This window comes from Candidatus Palauibacter sp. (assembly GCF_965222475.1).
Taxonomy (GTDB): domain Bacteria; phylum Gemmatimonadota; class Gemmatimonadetes; order Palauibacterales; family Palauibacteraceae; genus Palauibacter.
The window spans coordinates 224,798-250,941 of record NZ_CBDCUB010000004.1 but is presented as its reverse complement, the minus strand read 5'-3'; the positions used below and the strand labels follow the sequence as shown (position 1 = coordinate 250,941).

The window sequence follows — 26,144 nt, the reverse complement described above, 5'->3', positions numbered from 1 at the left end:
GCGCCGCGTCTTCAGCGGGAAAGCCGGGTCACGGGGACGAACTCACTCCCCCGAATCACGGTCAGGAAGACGAGATCCGAGCCCTGGTTGTCGCCCTCCCCGTACTCGACGACGAATCCGCCGAGGTCGAGCGGGCCCGATTCCACCAGGGTGCGAAGGAAGGACTCCCGCGTGGGCCGGGTCCCGGGGTCGCCTGCCGCCAGCGTCTCGACGACGAGGCGTCCGGCCAGGTAACCCTCGAGCGACACGAACCCCGGTTGAGCCGATGAGTCCACGGCGCGCAGGGCGGCCTGGTACCGTGCCACGGCCGGCACGCCGGTATCGAGGGGGAAGGGCACGACCTGCGTCACGACGACCCCATCTCCCTGACGCCCCAGTTCGTTGAGGAGGGCGTTGCTGCCGACGAAGGAGATGTTCACGAACACCGCGTCGAGCCCGATCTTCCGGGCCCATCTGATGAAGTGCGCCACGGGCGCGTAGGCCCCGATGATGATGACGGCCTCCGGGTCGCCGGCCCGGATGTCGAGGAGTCCCCGCTTCACGGCCCGCGTGTTCCGCATGTACGCGGCCTCGCCGACGAGCTGCATGCGGTGCTCCTGAATGGCGTTCCGCACGCCCGTGAGCCCCGCCAGCCCGTAGTTGTCGTCCTGGTAGAAGACCGCGATCCGCCGGAATCCCAGATCCCCGACGAGTCGGTCCACCATCTCCTCGGTTTCCTGGTCGTAGGAGGCGCGCAGGTTGACGACGTAGTTCTGGTCCTCGCCCCTCAGCAGGCCGGCGCCCGTGAAGGCGCCGATGTACGGTACCAGGGAGTCGCTGGCGATGGGCGCCGCGACGTTGGAGGTCGGGGTGCCGACGGCGCCGATGAGTCCGAACACCCCGTGCCTGATGAGTTCGTGCGTGTTGGCGACGGCGGCTTCGGGTTCGTATCCGTCGTCGCGGACGACGAGCCGGAGGCCCCGGCCGTGCACGCCGCCCTGGCGATTCACTTCCTCGAACGCGGCCCGGATGCCGAGGTTCATGTTGCGGCCCAGCTCTCCGGCGGGACCGTTCAGCGCGGCCGACTGGCCGAAGACGATGGAATCGGGGAACACGCCGTCCCCGGCCTCCTGAGCGGCCCAGCCGCCGGCGGGCAGAATGGCGCCCGCCGCCGCGACGGCGACGTGCGGGGCGAGGCGCCAGCCGGCCATCAGGAGGTGTCCCCCAGGTACCGGAGTGCGAGACAGGTGATGTCGTCGGACTGCGGCGCCTCGCCCGCGTGGGCCTGGGTCGTCTGCACCACGTGGCGGTTGACGTCCGACGCGGTCAGTCCGCCGCATTCCGCGAGGACGTCTGCGAGTTCCCCCTCCCCCAGCTCGTTGCCCTCCTCGTCCATCGCTTCCGAGATGCCGTCCGTGTAGAAGAAGAAGGTGTCGCCCGGTTCCAGCTGCACGAACCCTTTCGGGTAGTCGAAGGTCGGCATGATTCCCAGGACGAGCCCCGGTTCGCACTCGATCTGCTTGACCTCTCCCGACGGCTTGACGATGAAGGGAAGGTTGTGGCCGGCGTTCGAGAAATCGACCCGGCCGGAGGCGGGGTCGAACTGCGCGTAGAACGCGGTCACGAACATCGACTCTTCATTCTCCTTGACGAGCAGGTCGTTGACCTCGCCGAGACACTTCGCCGGGTCGCTCTCCCCGATCGCGGTCCCTTTCAGCAACGTCCGGCTCACCATCATGAAGAAGGCGGCAGGGACGCCCTTGCCGGAAACGTCCGCTATCACGATCCCGGTCCGATCATCTTCCAACCGGAAGAAATCGTAGAAGTCGCCCCCGACCTCGCGGGCGGGGGTCATCCAGGCGTGCAACTCGAAACGGGGGTCCGTGGGGAAGGCGGTCGGAAGGATCGTCTCCTGCATTCGCGCCGCGACCCCGAGTTCCTGACGCAGGGCCACCAGCTCGTCCCGGGAGCGGAGCGCGTCCCTCATCACCTGCAGGTGATCGAGTGTCTTGTGGATCGTCGTATCCAGATCCTCGAAATCGATGGGCTTCGTCACGAAATCGAACGCGCCCCGGTTCATCGCGGTCCGAATGTTCCTCATGTCCCCATAGGCGGTGACGATGACGGCCCGGATGTCGAGGTTGAGCTGGTCGAGTTGGCCGAGGAGGGTCAAGCCGTCCATCTCGGGCATGTTGATGTCCGAGAGCACCATGTCCACATCGGGATGCCGGTCGAGTTGCTCGAGCGCCTGGACGCCGTTCTGGGCGAAGATCAAGGTGTACTCGCCCTTGCGGATCCGGCGCCGGAATTTCTGCCGCAGCAGCAGCTCCAGATCGGGTTCGTCGTCTACGACCAGAATCTTCGGCATCAGAATCTCAGTTTGGGGAGCGCCGGTCTTGTCTGGGACCGAGTCGAGTCGTCATCGTCCGTGTCGATTCGCGAGGCGTGAATCTCCACAAACCGGGACCGGGCGCGCAATATGTTGGAGCCGGACACCGGGCAGCGAACAAAGGAGCGGACAAGGTTGCGGATAGCCGTGAAGCGGGACCCGAGCGAGCCCAGACGGGTGGCGGACGAGGTCGAACGCGTGTGTCTCGAACGCGGGCTCTCGCAGGACATCATCTTCAAGTTCCAGCTCTCGATGGACGAACTGCTGACCAACGTCATCTCGTACGGGTTCGAGGGGGTGACGCAAGCTCCGGTCATCACGGTGGACATCCGCGTTGACGATGCCGAGATTGACGTCGTCATCCGGGACAACGGCCGACCTTTCAACCCGCTCGAGGATGCGGCGGAGCCTGATCTGAGTCTTGACGCCGAGGACCGCCCGATCGGGGGACTTGGCATTCACTTGACGAAGGCTTTTATTGACAAGCTTGCGTACGAGCGGGTGGATGGTTTCAACTGCCTTACCCTGACGCAGCCGCTGGCTGCCGCCAACACCGAGGAATTACCAGAGGAACCACCAGAGGAAACCGCCAGATGAACATTGAGACCAGCTATTCCGGGGCTACCGCCGTGGGGGTGATCAGCGGCCGGGTCGACTCCAGCAACGCCAAGGACTTCGACGGTGAGCTCTCGAGCATCATCGACGGGGGGGCAACGAACCTCGTGCTGGATTGCGAAGGGCTCCGCTACATCTCCAGCGCCGGGCTTCGGGCGCTGCTCATCGCCATCCGCAAGACCAATCAGGCCGGCGGGGGACTGGCCCTGTGCCAGGTGCCCGAGAACATCCTCGAGGTTCTGGAGGTCAGCGGCTTCGTCCGGCTGACGAAGGTCTTCGACACGGTCGAAGACGCTCAGGCCAGCTTCGCGTAATCCGGTGGCGCCGGCTGGACGCCCGGCGCTGCCCGCCACTCCTTTCGGGCCCGCCCGAATGCGGGATCAGAAGAAAGCGAACGCCTGGACCTTCAGGGACCAGTCGGAACGCTCGCCGGAAGTGTAGAAATCCACGTTCGTGGAGATTCCGTTCCGGCCCACGAAGTAGACCATGACGCCGGGCGTGATGACGGTTCCCGTCACCTTGTCCGGGTTCTCGGCCCCGGAATCGACCCAGCTAACGCGGAGCATCGGCTCGATCGCCGCGAACCGGGACTCCGGCGCGAAGGGCAGGTACCAGAAGGCCATCAACTGAAAGGCCGAGAACTTCGCGTCGTCGTTCAGCTTCCAGTTGCGACCCCGCAGGCCGTTCGCGATCAGGTGCGGGCCATCGAGCCATGTGCCGACCTCCACCTCCGCGCCGTAGGCCGGCACGCCCATCGTCTCGCCCTGCATGTTCAGCGTCTCGTCCAGGGCGAAATAGGCGGACACGCGCGTGTTTCCGGCCGGGAAAACGGACAGCTGTCCCGATGCCGATTTGCCGTCGTTCACGTCCTTGTTCCCGATGCCCTCGCCGTTGGTGAGCGTGAAGCGGTACCCGAAACGCTCCCCCAGGCGACCCTGCGCGAGGATTCCCGGCTCGTAGTTGTCGAGGCCCAGCGCCCCGGTCAGGCGACCGAAGGAACAGACGCTGCCGACGCCGGGACAGTGGTCCACGCCGGTGACCCGCGCGTCCCGTTCGATGATGGGGAGCCAGGCGTTGGGCACCAGCCAGAAGTACGACATACCCTTCTTGAACTGGCCGAGTTGGACCTGCAGGGCGTCGCTCGGGGTGAGTTCGAGATAGGCCTCGAGCACCGACGCCCCATCGATGTTGAACTGGGCGCGCGCCGATACGAGATCGTTGAGCCTTCCGTCCATGGTGACCCACGCCCGCCGGATGAAAAAGGACGATGGGGTGTCATCGGAGCTCGACGCCTCGTACTGGGCCTGGATCCGGGCGCCAAGGGTAACCGCGGACCCGCCGCGGGCCCGGATCTCCTGGGCCATGGCAGCCTGGACAACGCAGAGCGCCAGCCCCAGCCCGAGTCCGGCGGCCACTCCGATGAAGCGTTTCCTCATGGTGGTATGCCTCTCGTCGAAGATTCGGGTGCACCCCGGCCCCACCCGAAGATAACGGGCTCCGGTCGCGAGGCTACCGGCGGGCCGAGAACCCGTTGCGCGATGCCGATCCGACACACAACCTAGAACGCGTCAGGACACACTCCGGCTCCATCATCACAACGGGATCATGGCAGCACCTCAACCTGTCGAGGAAGGAGCACCCGTGAGCACGCACCAGCCACGCCGGGCCCGCCGGTTCGCCGCGGGACGACACCTAGCGACCGCCGCGCTCCTCTCGGGCGCGAGTTTCCTTCTGGTACCGTCCGCTCTGGCGGCGCAGGACGGCGCCGGCGACCTCGGCTTCGTCCTCAACACGTTCTCGTTCCTCATCTGGGGCGTGCTCGTGATGTGGATGTGCGCCGGCTTCACGATGCTCGAGGCCGGGTCGGTGCGGTCCAAGAGCGCGTCGATGATCTGCATGAAGAACATCGGACTGTACGCAGTCGCGGGCCTCACCTACTACATCATCGGCTACAACCTGATGTACGTGGATGTCGGGAGCGTGATCGGCTCCCTGAGCTTCTTCTACGGCCCGTCCGCCGAGGAAGTCGCGCTCCTCGGCGGTGACGAGGGTGTGGCCGGTGCCGTCGCCGAGAACGGCTATGCCGTGATGTCGGACTGGTTCTTCCAGATGGTGTTCGTCGCCACGACCGCCTCGATCGTCTCCGGGGCGCTGGCCGAGCGCGTCAAGCTGTGGACCTTCCTGGTCTTCACGGCCGTCCTCACCGCGATCATCTACCCCATCGTCGGTGCCTGGACGTGGGGTGGCGGCTGGCTCGCTGCGATGGGCTTCACCGACTTCGCCGGGTCCACGATCGTGCACTCGACGGGCGGCTGGGCCGCTCTCGCCGGCGCGCTGGTCGTGGGGCCGCGGTGGGGCAAGTTCCGCAAGGACGGCTCCGTGAAGTCGACGCCTCCGTCGAACATCCCGGCGGTCACGCTGGGCGTCTTCATCCTGTGGATGGGGTGGTTCGGCTTCAACGGCGGCTCCCAGCTAGCCCTCGCCGGCGTCTTTGACGCGGTCGCCATGAGCAACGTCCTCGTGAACACGAACCTCGCCGCCGCGGCCGGCGTCATCACCGCGCTCTGCCTCTCGCGGCCCATCCTCGGACGCGTCGACCTGTTCGCCACGCTCAACGGGGCCATCTCGGGGATGGTCGCGATCACCGCCGGGCCGAACATCGCCAACCCCCTGTGGGCGCTCCTCATCGGCGCCGTCGGCTCCCTCCTCTGCATGTTCGGCCTGAAAATGCTGGAGGTGCGGAGGATCGACGACGTGGTCGGCGCGGTCCCCGCGCACCTTTTCGCCGGGATCTGGGGCACGCTGGCGACCTGCATCGCGGCCGGCGGCGACTTCGTCACGCAGCTGATCGGCGTTGTGAGCGTAGGCGCCTTCACCTTCTCGGCGGCGTGGCTTCTCTGGACCGTGCTGGACAAGCTGATGGGCGTCCGCGTCTCGCGGAGCGTCGAGGAGATCGGCCAGGACGCGGCGGAACTCGGCATCGACGCCTATCCCGAGTTCATCCTCATGGCGGACCCGGACATGGGGGACGACTTCCGCGACGCGGACTGACGTCCGGGGAGAGATCGGTCCTTGTCGCCGATAAAGTTCAGCGATCGCGGATACGACGACCTGGACCCCGGTCTCGCGGCGGGGTCCGGGGCGTTCCGCCACTACGAGCTGGCTGAGTCGTTCCACGACGAGTTGTTCCAGGAGGACGGGACGCCGCGGGAACGCGCCCGCCGCCTCGGGACGGCCTTGTCACGGACAGCGTATCACCGCCCTCAACCTCTTCCCGCACGATGTCTACCACGACGGAAAGTCGCTTCGGGACGGCGTGGTTCCGATCGACCTCGTGCTGGGCTGTCCCGCGTACCGGCTCGAGATGCGGGAAATGAAGGTGCCGCACGACATCTACGTCGCGGTGTGCGGGACCGACATCGTGCGTACCGGCGGCACGTTCGCGGTTCTGGAGGACAATCTGCGCGTGCCGTCGGGCGTCTCTTACATGCTTGCCCGCCGCACGGCGATGAAGTGGGCGTTTCCGTATCTGTATCGCGCGTATGGCGTGCGGGAAGTGGCGGAGTATCCGGAGCGGCTCTACTCGACGCTCGCCTCGCTCGCCCTGAGTTCCGGGACGCCGCGGATGGCGGTGCTGACGCCGGGCCGCTACAACTCGGCCTACTACGAGCACGCCTTCCTGGCCGGAGAAATGGGGGTCGACCTGGTCGAGGGTCGGGACCTGGTCGTGCACGACCAGGTGCTGTACGCGCGGACGGCCGCGGGTCTGCGGCGGATCGATGTGCTCTACCGACGCATCGACGATGATTTCCTGGACCCGGTGACCTTCCGCGAAGACTCCGTGCTCGGGGCCGCCGGCCTCTTCCACGCCTACCGGGCCGGGAACCTCGTGCTCGCCAACGCCCCGGGGACGGGGGTGGCGGACGACAAGGGGCTGTACGCCTACGTCCCCCGCATCATCCGCTACTTCCTGGACGAAGATCCGATTCTGGCCAGCGTGGAGACCCACCTCTGCCGGGAACCCGACGGCCTCGCCTACACGCTCGAGCACCTGGACGAACTCGTCGTGAAGGAGGTCGGGGGGTCGGGGGGGTACGGGATGCTCGTGGGTCCCCATGCCTCCGCGGCGGAGCGGGAGGAGTTCGCCGCGCAGCTTCGAGAGAACCCGGCCAACTACATCTCCCAGCCGGTGCTGCCGCTCTCCCGCGCGGGCTGTTTCGTCGACGGGCGTCTCGAGCCGCGCCACGTCGACCTCCGGCCATTCGTCCTGCAGGGCCGGGACAGACAGCATGTGGTGCCGGGCGGCCTGTGCCGCGTCGCGCTGCGCAAGGGGAGCCTGGTGGTGAACTCCAGCCAGGGCGGAGGTTGCAAGGACCTCTGGATTCTTCGTGAGTAGCGCGTTGCGAGGGACGAACGCCCGATGCTAGCCCGCATGGCGTCGAACTTCTACTGGCTGGGCCGGTACGTGGAGCGGACCGAGAACACGGCCCGTCTGCTCGAGCATCAGCTGGAGCGCCTGGTCGACACGGCCGCCGACGACCTGGCCATCGGGTGGCGCGTCCTGTACCGGGCGCTGAGCCAGCCCCCTCCGGAGGCGCCGGCCGACGTCGACGAGGCGGAGGCCTACCTTGTCGCGGACGCGTATACGCTCGCCGGAGGGCTGGTGGAGGACTCCACGAACCCGGCTTCGCTCATCTCCTGCTGGGCAATGGCGCGGGAGAACGCGCGCGAGATCCGGCCCCGGCTCCCGCTCCGAGTCTGGGTATGCCTCAACCAGGGCTTTCTCTGGCTCGAGGACACCGAATTCCACGAGGTCGAGACCCGCGAGGGGGTCTGTCAGGACTACGCACACGTGATGGCCTCCATCCTCCGGGGTTGGGGCGTCCCGACCCGCTACGTGTCCGGATATCTGGGGCCGGATCGCGGCGATGGGGAGGGGGCGACGACCGGGGAGAGCCACGCGTGGGTCGAGGGGTGGTTCCCCGGGCGGGGTTGGATCGGTCTCGACCCGACCAACGATGTCCAGTGTGACGAACGACACGTCCGGGTAGCGCTGGGTCGGGACTACGCGGATGTTCCCCCCACCCGCGGTGTGTTTCGCGGATCCGCGGAGTCCGTGCTGAGTACTCAGGTTCGCATCGTCCGGGAGACGAGTTCGCGCTGAGGCGGCTCGCTCGGGCGCGCTGCGCCAACCGTCCTACAGAGGAGGGAATTGTGTTCACGACCCGTTCACATGGTTGTCCGATCCGGCGTCTTCGGCTCCCCGCCGCCTTCGTCGCGCTCCTTGCCTTCGCCTCGCCGGCCTGGGGACAGTCCGTCTCGGTCGGCGCCGACGTGGTCAGCCGCTACGTCTGGCGCGGCGCCGACTTCGGGGAATCCATGGCCGTGCAGCCGGCGATCACCTTCGGCGCCGGGGGGCTCGAGTTCGGGGCGTGGGGTTCGTACTCCATCTCCCGCTCGGGCGCCGACGCAAACGAGAACGACCTCTGGGCCACCTACACCGTGGCGGCATCGTCCGGGCTGTCCGTGTCGTTCGGGTTCACCGATTACTACTTCCCGTCGCCCGACGCGGAAGCCGGGTTCAGTGCCGGAGACGCTCATACGCTGGAGGCGTCGCTCGCCTTCTCGGGCCCGGAGACGTTCCCGGTCACGCTCCTCGGTGGGGTGCTCACCGGGGGCGGCGATCTGTATGTGGAGGCGGGCGTTCCGTTTACGGTCAGCGCCGTCGATGTGGCGCTCCACATGGGTTTCGTGGGCGGCGAGAGCGTCTTCTACGGCACGGAGGGTGCGGCTCTCATCAACGTGGGCGTGACGGCGAGCAAGGCCCTGCGGATCACGGAGACATTCGAAGTGCCGGTGAGTGTCGCCTACATCCTGAATCCGGACCAGGACCGTGCGTACCTGGTGTTCGGCTTCAGCATCGCGCCGTAAGCTTTACGGATGAGAGCCCCGCGGATCGTCCCGCTCCTGTTCGCATCGGCGTGCTCGCTCGCGCCCCCGCCGTCGCTCCCCGAGCCGGTCGCGGAAATGCCCGGGGACTTCGCCGTGAGGCTGGCCACGGGGGAGTACGAGCCGCTCGAATGGTGGCGTGCCTTCCGCGATCCGGCCCTCGACACGGTCGTCGATTCCGTGCTCTCCTCCAACTTCGACCTGGCCGAGGCCGTCGCGCGGGTGCAGCAGGCCAGGGCCAGGGCGCGCATGGCGAGGGCGGCCTTCTTCCCCAGCGTCGGCGTGAGCGGGTCCGTCCAGGATCTGGACATACCGACCGACGCGGGCATCGGCGCCCAGATCCAGGCCCTCGGGCTGGGTGGCGAAGCGGGAGACACGATCGCCGGCTTCGTGCTGCCGGAGCGCCTGGAGGTGACGACCTACTCGGTGAGCGCGGACCTGGCGTACGAACTCGACTTCTGGGGGCGGGCCCGGAACGACGCGCGCGCGGCGGGGGCGGAGTACCTCGCCTCGGAATCGGACTTCCAGTCGGCGCGTATCGGGATCCTGGCCGAGACGATCGCGACGTACTTCGATATCGTCAGCCTCCGGCGGCAGACCGCGCTCGCCCGGGAGACCGTGGATGTCCTGCTGGAGCGCGAGGCGCTGGCCTCGACCCGTTACGACCGCGGCCTGATCGACTCCTACACCCTCTACCAGGTGCGCCAGGATCTGAGGAATACCCAGGCCGGGCTCCCGCAACTGGAGACACAGTTGACCGGCGCCGAGGGGCGCCTCGCGGTGCTGCTGGGCGGATACCGGGCGGACCTGGAGGAGATTCTGCCCGATTCTCTCGCGCCCGCGCAGGCGGCGACGCCCGTGCCGGCCGGGATCCCGGCCGACCTCCTGTACCAGCGGCCCGATGTCCGAGCTGCGGGGCAGAGGCTGGATGCGGCCCGCTACAGCGTGGGCGCCCGCCGCGCCGAACTTCTGCCGTCCATCTCGCTGTCGGGCTCGATCGGCCTCGCGAGCGCGGAGAGTTCGGACCTGTTCAACGTGCAGCAGTGGTTCACCAACCTCGGCGCGAACCTGCTCGGGCCCATCTTCCAGGGCGGACGCCGCAGGAACAACGTCGAACTCGCCCGGGGCCGCTTCAACCAGGCCGCGGCGATCTACGGGCGCACGGTGGTGACGGCCGTGAACGAGGTCGAGGCCGCCCTCGCCGGCCTGGAGAACGAAGACCGGCGCCACGTCTTCTTCCTCTCTCAGCGCGAGGAAGCTCAGGCGTCCCTTGATCTCCAGTCCCAGAGGTACGAGTCCGGGGTCGTGGGTTATACGGATTACCTGGACGCGCTGCGCACGCTCCTGAACGTGGAGGCTGCGCTCGCGGGGGCGAGCCGCGATCTCGCGCTGGCGCGGCTCGCCGTGCACAGGGCGCTGGGCGGCGCGTGGGTCGCCTCGGGTCCGCTCGCCGAACCCCGCATGGTCCCGGCTTCCGGCGAGGCGGGTGCGGGGGGAGCCAACAAATGACCGACGAAAGCCGATGAAGCCATGAGACGCAGCGTCCTTGTCGCGCTGGCCACCTTGACCGTGACGCCCGGGATCGCGCTTTGCCAGGAGGCGAATTCGGCGGGGATCCACGATCCGAACTACCTCGGGACGTACTCGATCATCGGGCGCGACCCGGACACTGGCCAACTCGGCATGGGCGTCCAGTCCAAGGCGTTCGGAGCCGGGAACCGGGCCATGCACGCGAAGGGCGGGCTCGTCATCATCGCCCACCAGGCGGCCGCGAACCCGATGTACGGCGCCATCGGAATCGAACTCCTGCAGGCCGGCTACTCGCCCGAGGAGGCGCTCGAGATCATGGTGGCGAGCGACGAGGGTCGGGATCGCCGGCAGGTCTCGATCCTCGACCAGGAGGGGCGCACGGCGGCCTGGACCGGCACCGGCGCGAGCGACTGGAAGGGCCACCGGTGCGGCGTGAACTACTGCGCGCAGGGGAACATCCTCACCGGCCCCGAGGTCGTGGCCGCGATGGCCGCGTCGTTCGAATCCTCGACCGGGACGCTGGCCGAGCGGCTCATGGACGCGCTCGACGCGGCCCAGACGGCGGGTGGCGACGCCCGCGGCATGCAGTCCGGCGCGATCCTCGTCGTGGCCCCCCGCGTCAACGGCGGCTACAGCGACCGCGTGGTCGACATCCGCGTCGACGACCACGACGAACCGCTCGTCGAGATGCGCCGCGTGCTGAACGTGTACCGGTCGGGTCAGATGCTGCGCGAAGCGGGCCAGATGCGGCGCGATGGCGACCTCGAGGGTGCCGAGGCCCGCGCCCGGGAGGCGTCCCGGGCGTCGCCCGGGAACGACAACGTCTGGGTCTCGCTGGCCTCCATCCTGCTCGAGTTGGGACGCGAGGAGGACGCCTTCGCCGCGCTGGAGCGGGCGGTGGAACTCAATCCGGGCCGCCGGCGCACCCTCCCGCGGGACAACGCCTTCGAGGGCGTGCGCGACGATCCCCGCTTCCTGAGGATCGTCGGCCGCTAGCGTCCCGGCGCCCGGGGCGGCTGGCGGCCCCGGACTGCTAGTGGTGGTCGGACTCCTCGTAGTGCCGCGCGAGGGCGTCGCCCCCGAAGTCGTTCTCCAGATCCCGCCACACCGAGTGGACGTGGTTCGCGTCGTTCTGCGTGTTGTCGTACTCGATGAGGAAGGCGGGGCTGTGGACGCGGAAGTAGTGCCCTTCTTCCGGCTCCGGGGACCCCGCCCAGGCGAAATGGATGTTGCTCGCCGGGATCTCGGTCCGGACCCTCACCATCCAGTCGAAGTCGTTCGTCATGTTTCCGGCGTACTCGTGCACGATGTCGAAGAGGATCGCGCGCTGCGCCTCGTCCATCGCGTCGGCGGGCAGGCCCTCGAAGGCGTCCAGCCGCGCCTCGCGGTCGTTGCCGGTGAGGATGTCGCTCGGCGCCTCGGCGTCGATCATCGCCCGCGCTCGCTGCTCCGCGGAGAGGCTGAGGAGGAGCGCCCGGGCCAGGTCCTCCTCCCGCCCCAGCGGTCGCCAGCCGGCTTTGGGTCCCGACGGGACGCGCGCCGGGTTCGCGCCCATGAAGGCAGGTCCCGTCACGGTGAGCAGATCCGATGGCGAGGAGAAGTTGAGCGACAGGTGGTGTCCTTCGAAACGCCACGCCCAGGCGCCCCCGGCGGACGGTTCGCCGAAGATGGTGACGTAGTAGTTCTCCGGGTCGCGACGTTCGGGCCGACCCTCCAGGACGCCCAGGACCCGCTCCAGTTCGATGATCGCGTTGGCCTTGTGATAGCCCTGGCTGCTCAACGCCGACTGGAGGAGATCGTGCGCGGCGGCACGCTGTTCCACCGTCATGCCCGCCAGCGGCAGGCCGTTCCGTTCCCGGGGGATGAAATGCCAGTCGAAGCGTTCTTCATCCGCCAGCGGATAGAGCGCCTTCTCCCGCGCCGCCGCATCGAGCGTGGCCATGAACGCCTGGGCGGCTGAAGCGGCGTCCAGGGCCGCCACGGGGGGGGCAGCCCGTTCCCGGTCCGGTTCTTCGCCGCTGGCAATCGCTAGCAGCGCCGCGGGAACCATGAGACACGCGGCCCACGTCATCCGCCCGATTGTCGCTTTCCTGTTCGCCATCTCTTCCTCCTGCGCACGGCGGGCGCACTCGCGGTTTGCTGTCGGCGGCTTCAAGTTGGCAACCCCGAAGACGGACTTGACCACCCCTCATATTCCGGGTCGAAAGGCGGGATCGCCAGATGACAGCGGGTCCGAACGGCGCCGAGGGCGCCGGCCACGCCACACACGTCGAGTTCAATGGCGTGAGCAAGAGCTACGATGGGCGCACGCTCGTGGTGGAGGATCTGAACCTCGGAATCGGGAAGGGCGAGTTCGTGACCCTCCTCGGTCCGTCCGGATCGGGGAAGACGACGATCCTGATGATGCTCGCCGGGTTCCAGACCCCGACGTCCGGCACGATCCGTATCGGAGGCCGCTCCGTCCAGGACCTTCCGCCCCGAAAGCGCGGGATCGGGATGGTCTTCCAGAACTACGCGCTCTTTCCGCACATGACCGTCGGCACGAACCTCGCCTTCCCGCTGGAGGTGCGCGGCATCCCCGAGGAGCAGCGGCGGGAGCGGGTGGTGAGGGCTCTGGAGCTGGTCCGTCTGACGGGGTTTGAGGACCGCCGGCCCGGCCAACTCTCCGGCGGGCAGCAGCAGCGCGTGGCGATCGCGCGAGCGCTCGTCTTCGAACCCGACCTCGTGCTGATGGACGAACCGCTCGGCGCCCTCGACCGCAGTCTGCGCGAGGAGATGCAGTACGAGATCCGCTCCATCCACCAGCGGCTGGGCGTGACCGTCGTATACGTGACCCACGACCAGCAGGAGGCGATGGTGATGTCGGACCGGATCGCCGTCCTGAACCGGGGGAAGATAGAGCAGATCGCCGGACCCGAGGGACTCTACGAGGAGCCCGAGCGCGCGTTCGTCGCCCGCTTCATCGGCGAAAACAACCGGCTCGACGGCCGTGTCGTCCGCGTCGAAGACGACCTCTGTGAAGTGGACTCCGGCGGCGAACGAATCCGGGCCTTCCGGGTCGCTCCCTGCGAGTCGGGAGACATGGTCACGCTCTCGATCCGGCCGGAGCGGATCGCGATCGGGCCCCGCGAGGATCTGTACTACAACGAGGTCGACGCCGCGGTCGAAGACATCACCTTTCTCGGCGACCACCTGCGCCTCCGGCTGGCGACGTGCGGACGCCGCGATGTCGTGGCGAAGATTCCCAACATCGTGGGCCACGGAGCGATGATGGTGGGCGACACCCTCCGGATCGGCTGGACCGTCAACGACTGCCGTGCCCTGGACTACGAAGGGGAAGAGGAGAACCACGCATGAGGAAGAGACGCCCGATCCACTGGCTGCGCGACGCCATGCTCGCCGCTGTCGGGGCGGCGGCGCTCGTCCTGATCCTCTCCCGCGGGCCCACCCAGGCGCCCGAGGGACCGTCGATCACGGCCGTCTCGTGGGGCGGTTCCTACGGTCGGGCATACCGGGACGGAATCCAGGTCCCGTTCGCCGAGGAGACGGGAATCAACGTCGGCATGGAGGACTACAACGGCGGCTTGGCGCAGATAAGGGCCCAGGTCGATGTCGGCAGCGTCTACTGGGACGTCGTCGACCTCGAGATGGCCGACGCGATGCGCGGCTGCGACGAGGGCCTGCTGGAGCCGATCGACATCGACAGGCTGCCGCCCGCCCCCGATGGGACTCCCGCCCGGGAGGACTTCTATCCCGAGATGCGGGGGGAATGCGGGGCCGGGATGTTGTTCTACTCCACGGTGTACGCGTACAACGCCGACCTCTTCCCGGATGAGAAGCCCACGACCATGGCGGACTTCTTCGACCTGGAGAGGTTCCCCGGACGCCGCGGCATGCGCCGCGTACCGCAGGTCAACCTCGAGTTCGCGCTCATCGGGGACGGCGTGCCGCTGGAGGAGGTGTACGCCACCCTGGACACGCCGGAGGGGCTGGACAGGGCCTTCGACAAGCTGGACTCGATCAGGGACGAAGTGATCTGGTGGGAGGCGGGCGCGCAGCCGCCCCAGATGCTGGCGGACGGGGAGGTCGGGATGAGCACGGCTTACAACGGCCGCATCTTCAACGCACAGGTCCTGGAGGACCAGCCGTTCGTGATCGTCTGGGACGGCCAGTTGCTCGACTATGGCCAGCTGGGCATCGTGGCGGGGACGCCCCGACTCGAGGACGCCCTCCGCTTCGTGAGCTTCGCGACATCGGCTCAATCCCTCGCCGAGATCGCGAGCCGCATCTCGTACGGCCCGGCCCGCCGGTCGGGAGAGCCGCTCGTCACGACGCACCTCGCGACCGGCGTGGAGATGGCGCCGCACCTGCCCACCAGCCCTCGGAACATCGCGCGTGCCCTGCGCAACGACTGGGCCTGGTGGGTGGACAACCAGGACGAGTTGAATGAGCGCTTCAGCGCCTGGCTGACGCGCGGAGCCAGATGAACGCACCCGAGGGCACGCCGCCGCGCCGGCGGACCCTGGCGACCGGTCCGGGCGGTCGCGAGCGATGGCGAGCCCTGGCACTCGTACTGCCGCTGCTGGCCTTCGCCGGCGTCACCTTCCTCGCCCCGCTGGGGACGATGCTGCTCAGGAGCGTCTACGATCCCGTGGTGGCCGACGCCCTGCCGGAGACGATCACCGCGCTACGCGCCTGGGACGGGGAGGGACTGCCTCCGGAGGCGGTGTACGACGCGGCCGCCCGGGAACTCGGGCTGGCGCGCGAGGCCCGTACCCTGGGCCAGGTCGCCGGCCGCGTGAACCGCGTGGAGAGCGGTCTGCGCAGCGTGTTCACACGGACCGCACGGGATCTTGGGGACGTTACCGGGGGCCCCTGGCGCGACGTCATGGCCGGCATCGACTCGGCCTGGGTCGAGCCGGCGACCTGGCACGCGATCCGCGCCACGGGCGAGCGCTTCACGGCCCGGCACTACCTCAACGCCGTCGATATGCGGCGGCTGCCGGATGGCTCGGTCGCACGGCAGCCTGAGGAGCGCCGCATCTACCTGCCGCTCCTGTGGCGCACGTTGCTCGTGAGCCTGGCGATCACCGTCCTCTGTCTCATCCTCGGCTATCCGATCGCCCACCTGATCGCGCACGCGCCGCCCCGGCGCGCCAACCTGCTCCTCGCCCTGGTTCTCGTCCCCTTCTGGACTTCGCTCCTCGTCCGGACCACCTCCTGGATCGTCCTTCTCCAGACGCAGGGGGTGATCAACGACGTGCTCGTGGCGATCGGGCTGATCGGGGACGATGGCCGGCTCTCGATGGTCTACAACATGACGGGGACGCTCGTCGCCATGACCCATGTGCTGCTGCCCTTCATGGTCCTGCCGCTCTACTCCGTCATGCGCTCGATCCCGCCCCTCCACATGAGGGCCGCGGCCTCCATGGGCGCCACGGCCGCGCAGGCGTTCCGGCGGGTGTACTGGCCGCAGACTCTGCCGGGTGTGGGCGCGGGCTCGCTGCTCGTCTTCATCCTCGCGATCGGCTACTACATCACGCCGGCCCTCGTGGGCGGGAGCAGCGGCCAACTGATCTCGAACATGGTCGCCTACCATATGCAGACATCGCTGAACTGGGGGCTGGCTGCCGCGTTGGGCGCGCTTCTCCTGGTGGGCGTGCTCGGTCTCTACCTGCTCTACGACCGGCTGGTGGGCGTCGAGCGTATGAGCCTGGGCTGAAGAGGCGAAAGAGACCGTGACCGGATCCCGCCTCGGCCGCTTCGCCTATCTTGCCTTCTGCGTCTTCGTATTCGTCTTCCTCGTGATGCCGATCATCGTGATCGTGCCGCTCAGCTTCAACGCGGAGCCCTACTTCACCTTCACGGAGGGGATGCTCCGCCTCGACCCCGAGGCCTGGTCGCTGCGCTGGTACCGGGAGATCGTCGAGAACGAAGCATGGACGCGGAGTCTCGTGAACAGCATCGTGATCGGGGTCTCCGCCACGGTGCTGGCCACGGCCCTGGGCACGCTGGCGGCGCTGGGGCTGTCAAGTCCCGCCATGCCCGCCCGCCGCTTCGTCACCGGCCTCCTGATCTCGCCGATGGTCACCCCGGTGATCATCTCCGCGGCGGGGATGTTCTTCTTCTATACCAACCTCGGGCTGGCCCAGACCCACCTCGGCCTGATCCTGGCCCACGCGACGCTGGGCATGCCCTTCGTCGTCATCACGGTCGTGGCCACGCTGTCCGCCTTCGACCGCAACCTCACGCGGGCCGCCGCCAGCCTCGGAGCGGGCCCCGTCCACACCTTCCGGACGGTGCAACTACCGCTGATCGCGCCGGGAGTGATCTCCGGCGCGCTGTTCGCCTTCGCCACGTCTTTCGACGAGGTGGTCGTCGTGCTGTTCATGGGCGGGCTGGAGCAGCGGACGATCCCGCGCCAGATGTGGGCCGGGATCCGCGAACAGATCAGCCCCGCGATCCTCGCGGTGGCCACGTTCCTCGTCGTGTTCGCGCTCGCGCTCCTCCTCACCGTCGAATGGCTGCGGCGTCGGGCGTCGGCGTGAAAACGGTTCGACGAAGTCCCCCCTCTGGTTCTTGGGCGTAGTCCGCGATTAGGATAGTACCCCGACCCGATAAGGTGACCTGATACGTCGACCCATGGGGAGGGAACATGTTGAGTTTCGCCCGTCCGCTGTCGCTCCCGCTTTCCGTCTTTCTCTGTTGCTGCCTGCTGCTGCTCGTCGCCGCCGAACCCCTCGCCGCGCAGACGGCGGATTCCGGCGATACCGCGTGGCTGCTGACGTCCACCGCGCTCATCCTGTTCATGACCCTCCCGGGGCTGGCCCTCTTCTATGGCGGCCTCGTGCGCAGGAAGAACGTCGTGTCGGTGCTCCTCCAGTGTTTCGCGATCACCGGGGTCGTCACGCTGATATGGACCGCCTTCGGCTACAGTCTCGCCTTCGACACCACGGGCATGGCGGCCGGAGACTCGGGCCTGCACGCCTTCGTGGGGACCTTCTCCAAGGCGTTCCTGAGAGGCGTGAGCGCCGACAGCGTGACGGGAACGATCCCCGAGGTGCTCTTCTTCGCGTTTCAGCTCACGTTCGCGATCATCACGCCCGGTCTCATCATCGGAGCCTTCGCCGAGAGGATGAAGTTCTCCGCCATGCTCCTCTTCTCCGGTATGTGGGCCGTATTCTGCTACGTCCCGATCGCGCACATGGTCTGGGCCGGAGAAGGGTCCTTCCTGGGAGACCTGGGGGTCATCGACTTCGCCGGGGGCGCCGTCGTCCACATCACGGCGGGTACGGCCGCCCTCGTGGCGGCGGTCATGGTCGGCGCGAGGCGGGGATTTCCGCATGCAATCGAGCCTCCGCACAACCTCACGCTGACGCTGATCGGCACCGCGATGCTCTGGGTGGGCTGGTTCGGGTTCAACGGGGGCAGCGCTCTGGCCGCGGGCGGACAGGCGGCGATGGCCGTTGTCGTCACCCAGATCTCTCCCTCCGTGGCCGCCCTCACGTGGATGTTGATCGAGACGATCAGGGTGGGGAAGCCCAGCGCCCTCGGGTTCGCGACGGGAGCGATCGCGGGCCTGGCCGGCATCACCCCCGCCGCCGGCACGGTGGGACCGGTCGGGGCCATAGCGATAGGCCTCGTCGCGGGCACGCTGGGCTACGTCGCGGCGACCTCCCTGAAGTTCAGGTTCCGGTACGATGACGCGCTGGATGTCGTGGGGGTGCACGGCGTGGGAGGCTTCGTCGGGATCGTGATGCTCGCGGTGTTCTCCTCCACCACGTTCGGCGGATCGATGGCGAACCTCGACATGCCACGGCAGCTGGGCGTCCAGTTCCTCGGCGGACTATTCACGGTCGTCTACACCGCCATCGTCAGTGTGGTGATCCTGAAGGTCGTGGATCTCCTGGTCGGCCTGAGGGTCGAGGAACACGAGGAGGTCGAGGGTCTCGACGTCACCCAGCACGGCGAGGTCGGCTACCGCGACATCTAGCATCCAGCGGGCTGCGGGCAGCGCCGCCGGTCAGTTTCCGTCGATCGAGAGGTTCACCAGTTCCCGGAAACGCTGGAGCGGGTTGTCCCCCCGCGGGGTCTGCGTGAACACGAGTCCGATGATCTCGCGCTCGGGATCGAGCCACGCGTTGGTGCCGTCTGAGCCGCCATGGCCGAAGTTGCCGTCCGCAAGCCGCCAGCCGTAGCCGTAGTAGCTCGCGTCCTCACCCTCTCCGGCGATGTGGACCTTCGGCGAGGTCATCATCTCGACCGACTCGAGGTCGAGGATCCGGGCACCGTCGTAGGTGCCTCCGTTGAGGAACATCTGCGAGAAGACCGCATAGTCCCAGGTCGTCGAGATCATGCCGCCTGATGCGCGCGCGAACGGAAAGGCCACAGGTCCTCCGGGCGTACCGCCGGGAGCCCAGTCACCGTCGGGCCCACGCTGGTAGTAGACGGCGCCCATGCGGTCGAGCTTGCCGCCCACCGGGTGCCCCGCCCGGTGGTTGAAGGAATCCTCCATCCCCAGCGGCCCGTAGACCTTCGCCATCAACCGGTCCTCGAGCAGCTGGGCGGAGGCGATCTCGACCAGCGCCCCGAGGGTGTTGTAGCCGGGGTTGTTGTAGGCGTAGGACTCCCCGGGAGTGACCTCCGCCCCGATCGCGCCGAAGCGGGCCGATTCGCTCCGGAGGGTCGGATTCTCGCCCAGCGGCTGCAGGAAGAGAGTGGGGATCCGGAGACCGCTGCTGTGGGACAGGAGGTGGCCGATGGTGATGAAGCCCGACCGATAGTTGTCCCACTCGGGGATGTATTCGCGGACGAGGTCGTCGTACGAGAGTTCGCCTTCTTCCACGAGCTGGGCTACCGCGGTGGCGACCAGCGGCTTGGTGTTCGACGCCATGCGGAACAGGGTGTTCCGTTCCATGGGCAGGCCGCGCTCCTTGTCGCGCATCCCGACCGCTTCGTGGAGGACGATCCGGCCCTTCCGGGCGACGAGGACGACGGCTCCCACGAGATCGCCGCGTTCGACGGCCTCGTGGTACAGGCCGAGCGCCCCCTCAAGGACCGCGCGCGACATGCCCACGTCCTCCGGCTCGCCGTAGGAGAGGGTCTTCGCCTCCTGCGCCGCCACCGTCGGCGCCGAAAGCACCGCCAGCGGCAGGATGACCGCGACTGCGAGCCACGCGACGGCGCGAACGCCGCTGAAGCGCCGGGAATACTGCATCAGTCCTCCTCCGGGTGCGGAAGAAAAGAGTGGGCCGGGGCCCCTGCTGGAACCCTAACCCGGCTGGAGAGCGCGAACCAGATCGGACTGACCTTGCCCCCGGCGTCCGGTGCGGACATCTAATGGGCCGGGCGGTCGGCGCGAGGCCGACGCGTCGACGATTCCTGCGCACGGAGGCGTTGCCCACATCGGTGCCCACATCATCGTCTACCTGAACGGGGACTACCTCCCCATCGGCGAGGCTGTCGTTTCCGTGGAGGACCGCGGATTCCTGTTCGCGGACGCCGTGTACGAGGCGGTGCCGGCCTACAGCGGCCACTGCTTCCTCTTCGAGCGCCACCTGACCAGGGTCGCCTGGGGCCTGCGCACGCTCCGCATCGAGGCCGACGTGACTCCGCTTGCCCGCGTGGGCGACGAACTCATGGCGCGAAATGATCTCCTCGGGGCGGAGTTCTCCGTCTACTACATGCAGGTGACGCGGGGCGCCGCGCCGCGCACGCACGCCTTCCCGAAGGCGCCGGTTCCCCCCACGGTCTACGCCTTCGCCAAGGAACTCGTCCGCACCACGCCCGAACGCTGGGAGCGGGGGTTCGCCGCCATCACCGTCCCCGACCAGCGCTGGGCCCGCGCCGACATCAAGACCACCGGACTCCTGCCCAACGTCCTGGCGCAGCAGGCGGCGATGGAGGCCGAGGTCGAGGACGCGATCTTCATCCGCGAGGGGATGGTGCAGGAGGGGACGCACAACAACGTGTTCGCGGTGATCGGCGGCGAGGTGACGACGGCCCCGGCCACGAACCACATCCTGCACGGCGTGACGCGCGCCTTCGCGCTCGAACTGTGCGAGGACTTGGGCATCCCGGCCCGGGAGCGCGCCTTCACGGTGGACGAACTCCGGGGAGCCGAGGAGATCTTCTTCACCGGAACGACGACGGAGGTACGCCCCACGGTCGAACTGGATGGCCGGCGCGTGGGGATCGGGCGCCCGGGCGAGATCACCCGGGCGTTGTCGGAAGCCTACCGGCGAGCCGTCGCCCCCGGCTGAAGCCCCGCCGCGTAGCGGCTTACCGCGTATCCGGCAGCCGCCCGACGCCTAGCGCGTCTCGACCGGCTCCATGCGCAGGATCGCGGTCGCTTCGCCCCGCCGGCCATCGATGGCGATGTAGATCAGCCCGTCCGGACCCTGCCGGACATCGCGGATGCGTCCGAGACCCTGGACGAGCGTCTCCTCGCGCACGACCTGCTGCCCGTCGAGCGTGAGGCGGGCCAACTGCTCGCCGGCCATCCCGCCCGCGAACAGGTTCCCCTTCCAATTCGGGAAGCGGTCGCCCGTGTAGAGGAGGAGTCCGGAAACCGCGATCGACGGCACCCAGAAGTGGACCGGGGGCTCCATCCCCTCCTTGTGGGTCCCCTCGTGGATCGCGGTGCCCGAGCCGTAGTTCACCCCGTAACCCACGACCGGCCAGCCGTAGTTGAGTCCCGGCTGGACGAGGTTTAGTTCGTCGCCGCCCTGCGGCCCGTGTTCCGTGGCCCAGATGTCGCCCGTCTCCGGGTTGATGACCATCCCCTGCTGGTTACGGTGCCCGTAGCTCCAGATCTCCGGGCGGATGTTCGGGTCGCCGACGAAGGGGTTGTCCTCCGGGATCCCGCCGTCCTCGTACACCCGGTTGACGGTGCCGTGATGGTTGGAGGGATCCTGCGCCGGGTGGGCGTAGAGATCGCCGCGCGTCGAAGCCTGGCGCTCTCCCACCGTGATGAAGAGGTGTCCCTGCCCGTCGAAGACGAGGCGCGAACCGTAGTGCCCCCGCCCCTCGGAGACCGCGAGGAAGATCTCCTCGATGTCGGTGAGGGCCCCGTTCTCGTACCGCCCGCGGATGACCGCCGTGGTCCCGCGCTCCGTCTGGTTCGGCTTCGAGAAGCTGAGGTAGAGGAGCCGGTTGTCCTCGAAACCCGGATGTGGCACGACATCGAGGAGGCCGCCCTGTCCGGCCGAGATTACCTCCGGCACGCCCTTCACGGGCTCGGGAAGGAGCATCCCGTCGCGCACGACGCGGAGCGTGCCGGCCTTCTCGGTGACCAGCATCTCGCCGTCGGGGAGGAACGCGATCGACCACGGGCGGACAAGGTCCTCCACCACGGGGACGAGCCGGTAGTCGTGGTACGCCGACTGCACCACCTCCTGGCCCAGCGCCGGAGTCGCGGTCGACAGAAGAAGCCCGGCGGCGAACATCGCCAGAGGGGTCCGCTTGCTCATCTCATCTCCCGGGGAGAAACCAATGTCATCGCAAAAAACTGTCCCGCCGCGCCCCGACACAGCAAGGCTTGGCGGCTTCCGCCGGCCCTGAAACACCGACGCCTGAAGCAACGTTGGTCAGTCGGCGTCTTCCTCCGCGTGTCGCCGCGCGATCCGGGCGAGCTTCGGATCGATGGATGTCATCAGCGCCGCGAACAACACGAGCGCCCAACCCGCCGAGAGGATCAGTTGGATGCCGACCAGCGTCCGGTAGAAGCATGTCGCGGATGATCGGCTTGCCGCCGAAAATGTCCGGCCGAACCGTGATTCGGCCGAGAAGCTCGCCCTCAGCCGTCACGGTTACCCCTCCGCGATTCCATGCTTCGAGCGGCGAGCCCGCGACCCCGGCTCGTTAGCGCTGGCGGAGGCGTTGGCTTCGGCCGCGAACGCCGGATCACAGAACGGACTCGGCCCACTCGACGACGCGCGCGGCGATCTCGATGGCACTCTCGTAGTCGTCCACGGAAACGGACGGGCCCCTTATTACGGTGCCGGGATACCGTGCGGCCACGGCGTAGGGTGACAAGGCCAGTGCGTCGAAGACATGGGTAGGCACCTGGAGTCCGGTGTCCTCCAGCAAAGTCAACAAGTGGGACAGGTCATGTGTCATCGGGATCTGCATCTTGCGGGATACCAGCAACCCCTTGAGCGCTTTCTCCACCGCCTGTTGCGCATTGAAGCACAAGTCCCCCAGGCGAACCGCCGGGGCACGCTTGCTGGCCAGCGCGAGATTGCTACGGGCGTGGTCCATCCATGCCTGAGGTTCGGCATGCCTGAGGTTCGGCGGCTGGAGGGCGATCACGCGGTGTCATACACGACCTTCCCGCGCTCGAGGGCGTGCTGGAACACAAGCCCCGGAATGTCCTTGTGCTGCTCCACATGCGCCGGGGTCGAGACCACGGCGGTGACCCCGACCCCGACGCCGCACAGCTTTCTGTAGATTGTCGTCGTGGTGCGGCGCGGATCCTCGGTTTCGGCGATGATGAGCAGTCCGATATCGGCGTTGGGTGCCATCCGGCTGCGGGCGGCGGGGCCGAACAGGACGATCTTCTCGGGCCCGGCCGCCTCGACGACGCGGCGGACAACCTCGGCCAGCAGGGCCGGATCCACCGCTCCGTCGAATTGCGGCCTTCTCCGAACCTGGAGTGGGCGCCATGGGTCGGGCGCGGCGGTGTCGTACACCACCCTGCCTTCGTCCAGAGCGGACTTGAAGACGAGTCCGTTGGTGTCCCTGTGACGCTCAACGTGTTCCGGCGTGGCGACCAGAGCGTCGACCGCGATGCCGACACCGTAGAGCCTCCGGTAGATGTCCCCCATGAGATGGCGCGGATTCTCGGTCTCGGCGATGATCAACAGATCGAGGTCGCTGTCCGGATCCATCTGGCCGCGGGCGGCGGAGCCGAACAGGATGATCTTCTCCGGGCTGGCCACTTCGACGACGCGGCGGACCACTTCGTCCAGCACCGCCTGGTGCGCGGCTTCCGGCATGGCTACGTCTCCTCGCTGCGTTCGCGGACCTTCATCGGTTTCTTCAGGGCGTCCACGGTAAGGTAGTAGTGCTGCACCTTCCTCACCTCATGCCAGGGTCGGCCGGCCGGATCGAAGATGGGATCTTCGAGCTTCGGGTCGGTCGCGCAGTTGGTCACCGCATACAGCCAGTAGCAATCCCGGCGGTCCTCGGCCACGCGCCGTTCGTTGGGCGTAAGCAGGATCGTACCCATCGCCGCCGCCAGCCCCTTGATCTCAATGAGGCGGAGTTCGCCTTCGTTGCTCAAGTCACCTCCCGGCGTGATCCGTGTGTGGCCGCGTTTCGTAATAGCGGAGGGACTCGGCTCCCGCGAGGTTCCGCCTAACGAAACCGCCCTCGGGGAGCGCTACCGCTCCGAGACCACCACGGGGCCCTCCTCGCCGTCGAGCGTCTCGAGGACCTGCCGCCACTGGAAGTTCTTGCCGATCCCGCGGACGTAGTAGTCCATCCACGCCATCTCGCTCACCGCCTTGACGAGCCGGTTGCGAGGGTCCGGGATGCCGTGGCTGCGCCCCGGGTACATGAACAGTTCCGTCGGTACGCCCAGCTTCTTGAGCGCCATGTGGAGTTCGACCGACTGCGGGCTCGGCACGCGCGGGTCGCCCTCCACGACGTGGATCATTGTCGGCGTCTTCGCGTTCGCGATGTACTTGAGCGGGGACTGGTCGAAGTAGGTGTCGAAGTCCTCGTACAGGAAGCCGTCGCCCACGTAGAACTGGCGGTTCCGCTGCACATCGCTCTGCGCGTACATGCTGATCCAGTTCATCGTCCCCGCGCCCGAGCTGATCGCCTTGAAGCGGTCCGTCTGCGTGAGGATCCAGTTGGACCAGTGGCCGCCCGCGCTCCAGCCGAGAGCGCCCATGCGGTCGCCGTCCACGATGCCCTCGTCGATCAGGTAGTCGACGCCGGCCATGATGTCTTCGTAGCCCATCGTGAAGTAGTCGCCCACGATGTCCGTGCGGTGCGCGTTCCCGTAGTTGCGGGAGCCCCGGTAGTTGGGCTTGAGCACGGCGTAGCCCGCGCCCGCGTACACCTGCGCGCTGTAGCCGCCGTTGAAGCGCAGGACATCCGCCGACGCCGGCCCCCCGTGGATCGCGACGATGAGCGGATAGCGCGTCCCCTCCTCGTAGCCTACAGGATAGACGAGGACGCCCCCGACCATCTTTCCGTCAGACGAACGCCAGTCGATCTCGATTTCCTCTCCGAGGGCGATCTCCCGCACATGCGGGTTCACGTCCACCAGTTGCGTCCACGCCGAGCGGTCCGGGACGTCGTCCACGCCCGCCACTGTGAACACGGTGGGCGGCGTCTTCGGATCGCTGTAGTTGAGGAGGAGGGTGCCGGTGTCATCATCCCGGGACACCGAGAGCGCGGCCCGCTCGTCGGTGAGCTGCCGCACCGCGCCCGTCTCCACGTCGAGCGCGTGCAACTGCGTCGTCACCTTCACGCCGGCGTTGAAGTAGATCGTGTTCGAATCCTCCGACCAGAACCCGACGCTCGAACTCTGGTCGAAGTCCGCGCCCAGCTTCCGGAAGGCGCCCCCGCGATCGCCGACCTCGCGGATGTACACGCGGTTGTCGGTCATGGAGTAGCGTTCCATCTCATCCGGCGCCGAGAAGGCGATCCAGCGGCCGTCGGGAGAGAAGCCGAGCCCGCCCTCGCCGACCTCGTAGTTGTCGGTCAGGCGCTCGATCTCGCCCGTCGCGACCTCCATGAGGTAGAGGTCCGCGTACAGCCGCTGTCCCGTGATGTTGCGCTCGTAGCGCTTCGTCGACCCGCCGGTGATCCCGATCCAGCGCCCGTCATCGGAGATCGTGAAGCCGTTGATGCTGTACGTCGGGTCGTCCGTCTCGCGCCGCTCGGTGGCCGACTCGATCTCGAGGCTCCACAGGCTCGAGAGGGGCGTGATCGCGTTCCGCACGTCGACCGTGAATCCCTCCTCGCGCCGCTTCTGCTCGTCCTCATCGAACGCGTCGGGACGCGCGAAGTAGACGCGGCTCCCGTCGGGCGTGAAGTCCCACTGGTCGACACCGGCCTCGCCGTCGGTGATCTGCTCCGGCTCGGCCCCCGCGAGGTCATCGGCCGGCAGCCGGTACAGCTGCTCCTGGTTCGACTCTCCGGAGCGGTAGACGAGCCAGCGCCCGTCCGGACTGAAGGCGAACCCCGAGACGCCTTCCTCCGCGTCGGTGATCTTCCGGGCCTCGCCCCCATCGTGCCGCATCATGTAGAGCTGGTTCTCGTCCCCGTCCCGGTTGGAGGAGAAGAGGAAGAACGATCCGTCAGGACCCCACGTCGGACTCGTCTCGTTCTTGTCCTCGGTGTAGGTGAGTTGCCGGCTCGACGGGACGCCCTCGTCCAGAGACACGAGGTGGATGTCGGTCTGGGACTCGGCTTCCTCCCAGTCGGGGGTGGTGACGGTGTAGAGCATCCACGCCCCGTCCGGGCTCGGCGTCCACGAGCCGGCGCGTCTCATCTCCTGAACATCCATGAACGTGAGCGGCCGCTGCTGGGCGGCGAGCGGCGCGTCCAGCGGCAGCGCGAGCACCGCCACGGGAAGGACGAGGGCGACGGGAAGGGAGCGCATCTGAACCTCGGTACCAAGGGTGAACTGGAGTCCGTCTCATCATACGACCTTCGCCTTGCA

At 67.8% G+C, this 26,144-nt stretch carries 23 protein-coding genes and 1 pseudogene; 14 read left to right on the top strand and 10 right to left on the bottom strand.

Annotated features, from left to right (window positions below; all coding sequences use genetic code 11):
• Nucleotides 1–11: 11 nt before the first annotated feature.
• Both ACOQPP_RS09820 and ACOQPP_RS09815 read right to left on the bottom strand, forming a co-directional pair.
• Nucleotides 12–1,190, bottom strand: coding sequence for an ABC transporter substrate-binding protein (locus ACOQPP_RS09820; protein ID WP_420636413.1), 1,179 nt, complete (start codon nt 1,188–1,190; stop codon nt 12–14).
• Nucleotides 1,190–2,347: a PP2C family protein-serine/threonine phosphatase gene (locus ACOQPP_RS09815; RefSeq protein ID WP_419165415.1), complete on the bottom strand. Its 1,158-nt coding sequence runs from the start codon at nt 2,345–2,347 to the stop codon at nt 1,190–1,192. The genes ACOQPP_RS09820 and ACOQPP_RS09815 overlap by 1 nt, the downstream gene beginning before the upstream one ends.
• A 111-nt stretch (nt 2,348–2,458) precedes the next feature.
• Here ACOQPP_RS09815 and ACOQPP_RS09810 point away from each other — a divergent pair, with 111 nt between their 5' ends.
• Nucleotides 2,459–2,965: an ATP-binding protein gene (locus ACOQPP_RS09810; RefSeq protein ID WP_419165414.1), complete on the top strand. Its 507-nt coding sequence runs from the start codon at nt 2,459–2,461 to the stop codon at nt 2,963–2,965.
• Nucleotides 2,962–3,297, top strand: coding sequence for an STAS domain-containing protein (locus ACOQPP_RS09805; protein ID WP_419165413.1), 336 nt, complete (start codon nt 2,962–2,964; stop codon nt 3,295–3,297). The genes ACOQPP_RS09810 and ACOQPP_RS09805 overlap by 4 nt, the downstream gene beginning before the upstream one ends.
• 66 nt (nt 3,298–3,363) lie before the next feature.
• Here the strand turns inward: ACOQPP_RS09805 and ACOQPP_RS09800 are convergent, their stop codons facing one another.
• Entirely contained in the window at nt 3,364–4,419 is a 1,056-nt protein-coding gene (locus ACOQPP_RS09800) for a porin (RefSeq protein WP_419165412.1), read from the bottom strand.
• A gap of 205 nt (nt 4,420–4,624) precedes the next feature.
• On the opposite strand from ACOQPP_RS09800, the gene ACOQPP_RS09795 reads away from it, so the two are divergent.
• From ACOQPP_RS09795 to ACOQPP_RS09770, 6 genes and pseudogenes are all read left to right on the top strand, one after another.
• Nucleotides 4,625–6,034, top strand: coding sequence for an ammonium transporter (locus tag ACOQPP_RS09795; protein WP_420636412.1), 1,410 nt, complete (start codon nt 4,625–4,627; stop codon nt 6,032–6,034).
• 196 nt (nt 6,035–6,230) lie between these two features.
• Nucleotides 6,231–7,379 (top strand): annotated as a pseudogene (locus ACOQPP_RS09790) (circularly permuted type 2 ATP-grasp protein); the annotation flags it as partial.
• A gap of 24 nt (nt 7,380–7,403) precedes the next feature.
• A complete protein-coding gene (locus ACOQPP_RS09785; protein WP_419165410.1) occupies nt 7,404–8,147 on the top strand; it encodes an alpha-E domain-containing protein in 744 nt (247 codons plus the stop codon).
• Between the two features lie 50 nt (nt 8,148–8,197).
• Nucleotides 8,198–8,914 carry a TorF family putative porin gene (locus tag ACOQPP_RS09780; RefSeq protein WP_419165409.1) on the top strand — a complete coding sequence of 239 codons (717 nt, stop codon included), beginning with the start codon at nt 8,198–8,200 and terminating at the stop codon, nt 8,912–8,914.
• Between the two features lie 9 nt (nt 8,915–8,923).
• The gene (locus tag ACOQPP_RS09775; protein WP_420636411.1) at nt 8,924–10,441 is read left to right on the top strand and encodes an efflux transporter outer membrane subunit; all 1,518 of its coding nucleotides are present in this window, start codon (nt 8,924–8,926) and stop codon (nt 10,439–10,441) included.
• A 21-nt stretch (nt 10,442–10,462) separates the two neighbouring features.
• Nucleotides 10,463–11,458 (top strand): DUF1028 domain-containing protein, encoded by a 996-nt coding sequence (locus ACOQPP_RS09770; RefSeq protein ID WP_419165407.1) that lies wholly within the window; start codon nt 10,463–10,465, stop codon nt 11,456–11,458.
• A 37-nt stretch (nt 11,459–11,495) separates the two neighbouring features.
• Here ACOQPP_RS09770 and ACOQPP_RS09765 read toward each other — a convergent pair whose 3' ends face one another.
• On the bottom strand, nt 11,496–12,563 hold the full coding sequence (locus tag ACOQPP_RS09765; protein WP_419165406.1) for a DUF3500 domain-containing protein: 1,068 nt from the start codon (nt 12,561–12,563) through the stop codon (nt 11,496–11,498).
• 119 nt (nt 12,564–12,682) lie between these two features.
• Here ACOQPP_RS09765 and ACOQPP_RS09760 point away from each other — a divergent pair, with 119 nt between their 5' ends.
• The 5 genes from ACOQPP_RS09760 (at nt 12,683) to ACOQPP_RS09740 (ending at nt 18,455) form a co-directional block, all read left to right on the top strand.
• Entirely contained in the window at nt 12,683–13,819 is a 1,137-nt protein-coding gene (locus tag ACOQPP_RS09760) for an ABC transporter ATP-binding protein (protein WP_419165405.1), read from the top strand.
• Nucleotides 13,816–14,949, top strand: coding sequence for an ABC transporter substrate-binding protein (locus tag ACOQPP_RS09755; protein ID WP_419165404.1), 1,134 nt, complete (start codon nt 13,816–13,818; stop codon nt 14,947–14,949). The genes ACOQPP_RS09760 and ACOQPP_RS09755 overlap by 4 nt, the downstream gene beginning before the upstream one ends.
• Nucleotides 14,946–16,184, top strand: coding sequence for an ABC transporter permease (locus ACOQPP_RS09750; RefSeq protein ID WP_419165403.1), 1,239 nt, complete (start codon nt 14,946–14,948; stop codon nt 16,182–16,184). Before ACOQPP_RS09755 ends, ACOQPP_RS09750 begins: the two co-directional genes overlap by 4 nt.
• 16 nt (nt 16,185–16,200) lie before the next feature.
• Nucleotides 16,201–17,010, top strand: a complete 810-nt coding sequence (locus ACOQPP_RS09745) for an ABC transporter permease (protein WP_419165402.1) — start codon at nt 16,201–16,203, stop codon at nt 17,008–17,010.
• Between the two features lie 107 nt (nt 17,011–17,117).
• Nucleotides 17,118–18,455 (top strand): ammonium transporter, encoded by a 1,338-nt coding sequence (locus ACOQPP_RS09740; RefSeq protein WP_419165401.1) that lies wholly within the window; start codon nt 17,118–17,120, stop codon nt 18,453–18,455.
• Nucleotides 18,456–18,485: 30 nt separating this feature from the next.
• Here ACOQPP_RS09740 and ACOQPP_RS09735 read toward each other — a convergent pair whose 3' ends face one another.
• Entirely contained in the window at nt 18,486–19,679 is a 1,194-nt protein-coding gene (locus ACOQPP_RS09735; protein WP_419165400.1) for a serine hydrolase domain-containing protein, read from the bottom strand.
• Between the two features lie 109 nt (nt 19,680–19,788).
• Here ACOQPP_RS09735 and ACOQPP_RS09730 point away from each other — a divergent pair, with 109 nt between their 5' ends.
• Nucleotides 19,789–20,724, top strand: a complete 936-nt coding sequence (locus tag ACOQPP_RS09730; RefSeq protein WP_419165399.1) for an aminotransferase class IV — start codon at nt 19,789–19,791, stop codon at nt 20,722–20,724.
• A gap of 48 nt (nt 20,725–20,772) precedes the next feature.
• Here the strand turns inward: ACOQPP_RS09730 and ACOQPP_RS09725 are convergent, their stop codons facing one another.
• The 5 genes from ACOQPP_RS09725 to ACOQPP_RS09705 form a co-directional block, all read right to left on the bottom strand.
• A complete protein-coding gene (locus ACOQPP_RS09725) occupies nt 20,773–21,933 on the bottom strand; it encodes a PQQ-dependent sugar dehydrogenase (RefSeq protein ID WP_419165398.1) in 1,161 nt (386 codons plus the stop codon).
• A 433-nt stretch (nt 21,934–22,366) separates the two neighbouring features.
• Nucleotides 22,367–22,774 carry a HEPN domain-containing protein gene (locus ACOQPP_RS09720; RefSeq protein ID WP_420636410.1) on the bottom strand — a complete coding sequence of 136 codons (408 nt, stop codon included), beginning with the start codon at nt 22,772–22,774 and terminating at the stop codon, nt 22,367–22,369.
• Nucleotides 22,771–23,460 (bottom strand): nucleotidyltransferase domain-containing protein, encoded by a 690-nt coding sequence (locus ACOQPP_RS09715; RefSeq protein WP_419165396.1) that lies wholly within the window; start codon nt 23,458–23,460, stop codon nt 22,771–22,773. The genes ACOQPP_RS09720 and ACOQPP_RS09715 overlap by 4 nt, the downstream gene beginning before the upstream one ends.
• A gap of 2 nt (nt 23,461–23,462) precedes the next feature.
• Nucleotides 23,463–23,747 carry a DUF3883 domain-containing protein gene (locus ACOQPP_RS09710; RefSeq protein WP_419165395.1) on the bottom strand — a complete coding sequence of 95 codons (285 nt, stop codon included), beginning with the start codon at nt 23,745–23,747 and terminating at the stop codon, nt 23,463–23,465.
• Between the two features lie 99 nt (nt 23,748–23,846).
• Nucleotides 23,847–26,084, bottom strand: coding sequence for a S9 family peptidase (locus ACOQPP_RS09705; protein ID WP_420636409.1), 2,238 nt, complete (start codon nt 26,082–26,084; stop codon nt 23,847–23,849).
• Nucleotides 26,085–26,144: the final 60 nt, after the last annotated feature.

Excerpts from the sequence above, each read along its gene's own strand:
- ACOQPP_RS09820 (WP_420636413.1), bottom strand. The coding sequence starts at position 1,190 with ATGGCCGGCTGGCGCCTCGCCCCGCACGTCGCCGTCGCGGCGGCGGGC.
- ACOQPP_RS09815 (WP_419165415.1), bottom strand. The coding sequence starts at position 2,347 with ATGCCGAAGATTCTGGTCGTAGACGACGAACCCGATCTGGAGCTGCTG.
- ACOQPP_RS09810 (WP_419165414.1), top strand. The coding sequence starts at position 2,459 with ATGTTGGAGCCGGACACCGGGCAGCGAACAAAGGAGCGGACAAGGTTG.
- ACOQPP_RS09805 (WP_419165413.1), top strand. The coding sequence starts at position 2,962 with ATGAACATTGAGACCAGCTATTCCGGGGCTACCGCCGTGGGGGTGATC.
- ACOQPP_RS09800 (WP_419165412.1), bottom strand. The coding sequence starts at position 4,419 with ATGAGGAAACGCTTCATCGGAGTGGCCGCCGGACTCGGGCTGGGGCTG.
- ACOQPP_RS09785 (WP_419165410.1), top strand. The coding sequence starts at position 7,404 with ATGCTAGCCCGCATGGCGTCGAACTTCTACTGGCTGGGCCGGTACGTG.
- ACOQPP_RS09775 (WP_420636411.1), top strand. The coding sequence starts at position 8,924 with ATGAGAGCCCCGCGGATCGTCCCGCTCCTGTTCGCATCGGCGTGCTCG.
- ACOQPP_RS09770 (WP_419165407.1), top strand. The coding sequence starts at position 10,463 with ATGAGACGCAGCGTCCTTGTCGCGCTGGCCACCTTGACCGTGACGCCC.
- ACOQPP_RS09765 (WP_419165406.1), bottom strand. The coding sequence starts at position 12,563 with ATGGCGAACAGGAAAGCGACAATCGGGCGGATGACGTGGGCCGCGTGT.
- ACOQPP_RS09760 (WP_419165405.1), top strand. The coding sequence starts at position 12,683 with ATGACAGCGGGTCCGAACGGCGCCGAGGGCGCCGGCCACGCCACACAC.
- ACOQPP_RS09755 (WP_419165404.1), top strand. The coding sequence starts at position 13,816 with ATGAGGAAGAGACGCCCGATCCACTGGCTGCGCGACGCCATGCTCGCC.
- ACOQPP_RS09750 (WP_419165403.1), top strand. The coding sequence starts at position 14,946 with ATGAACGCACCCGAGGGCACGCCGCCGCGCCGGCGGACCCTGGCGACC.
- ACOQPP_RS09740 (WP_419165401.1), top strand. The coding sequence starts at position 17,118 with ATGTTGAGTTTCGCCCGTCCGCTGTCGCTCCCGCTTTCCGTCTTTCTC.
- ACOQPP_RS09735 (WP_419165400.1), bottom strand. The coding sequence starts at position 19,679 with ATGCAGTATTCCCGGCGCTTCAGCGGCGTTCGCGCCGTCGCGTGGCTC.
- ACOQPP_RS09725 (WP_419165398.1), bottom strand. The coding sequence starts at position 21,933 with ATGAGCAAGCGGACCCCTCTGGCGATGTTCGCCGCCGGGCTTCTTCTG.
- ACOQPP_RS09715 (WP_419165396.1), bottom strand. The coding sequence starts at position 23,460 with ATGCCGGAAGCCGCGCACCAGGCGGTGCTGGACGAAGTGGTCCGCCGC.
- ACOQPP_RS09705 (WP_420636409.1), bottom strand. The coding sequence starts at position 26,084 with ATGCGCTCCCTTCCCGTCGCCCTCGTCCTTCCCGTGGCGGTGCTCGCG.